This is a genomic window from Companilactobacillus halodurans, from assembly GCF_009600985.1.
GTDB lineage: Bacteria > Bacillota > Bacilli > Lactobacillales > Lactobacillaceae > Companilactobacillus > Companilactobacillus halodurans.
This window is the reverse complement of record NZ_VDFP01000185.1, coordinates 1-1,245: the sequence shown is the minus strand read 5'-3', so window position 1 is coordinate 1,245 and position 1,245 is coordinate 1. Positions and strand designations below refer to the sequence as shown.

At 30.9% G+C, this 1,245-nt stretch carries 1 protein-coding gene; it reads left to right on the top strand.

The genetic code is table 11. The annotated features are described in order from the left end of the window. Window positions 1-52: 52 nt before the first annotated feature. Window positions 53-1,245: DUF6056 family protein (locus tag FHL06_RS13485; RefSeq protein WP_153387140.1), on the top strand; the 1,193-nt coding region annotated here is incomplete at its 3' end.

Genomic DNA, 1,245 nt, shown 5'->3' with positions numbered 1-1,245 from the left:
ATTATATCCTAACAAAAGGGAGGATGATATTAGGGGTACTAAAGAGGTAAACATGAAACGAACAACTAAACTCAGCTTTTACTTTATTGTATTCCTTATCTTTGGACTAATTGGAATGTGGATGCCCTTACTAGGTGATGATTTAAATTGGGGCAACTACTTTGGCAGAAATTATTTTCCACAGGGAATATTTCTGAAATATGACGGTCGTTATCTTGGGGATATCTTAGTAATCGCTATGACCAAATTCAAGCCAATTGCTTTTATGGCTTATGGAACTTTCATGACTGTTATTGTTTATTTAATCCAAAAAATCCGTGAACAAATTTCTCCATCAAAATCCGTAGGATTAGTGTCAGCAACTTTAACAACTTTTTTTATTCTTCTGATGCCTCAATCCATTTTTAGACAAATATTAGGATGGCACTCAGGTTTCGCTAATTACGTACCTTCTGTGATTTTTCCATTGTTTATGATCTATCTAGTATTAAAAAACTACGACAATAAAGACATTCATTATTATCAATCAACCACTATATTGATCTTTTTAGCAGCCATTGCAGCTCAACTTTTTGCTGAACATGTAACTCTACTAAATGTCTTTAATAGTCTTTTGACCTGGTTATTTTTACGAAAGCATTTCAGTGATAAATTCAAAAAAATTCTCAACTATATCCTAGTTGGTAATGTTATCGGTGCTTTTCTAATGTTCACTAATGGTGCTTATATTAAAATTCTTTTGGGAAACGATTCTTACCGTTCAATCAAGGGATCTGCTAATTCTGAAACCATGATTAATTATCTTAGAACCCAATATTCGAGCAAATCCTTGTTAATTTTAATATTAGCAATTCTAACTTTTACAGTTGCCGTAATAGTTTATAATTCTAGAATCAAAAACTTCAAACAAAAACTAGCTAATTTTTCATTATTATCATCTGGTTTTATTGTAGTTATTCCATTCCTTGTAGTATCTCCGTTTGGTTCCAGATGTATGTTTGCTACATATATATTCTTTGTAGCCATTTTCGTTATCAATTTAGATTTACTATTAGCGGCTTATGAAAAATATCTATTACCTATACTTATCTTACTTATATTGAGTATAGGACCTCGAACGGTTGCAATATCTCATGATTATGGAAAGACATTTAATTTGCAAATTCAATATTCACTCTATCAAAATAACATTAATCGCCAAACCCAGTATTTACTAGAATACAAAAATGATGATTATATTTGGGA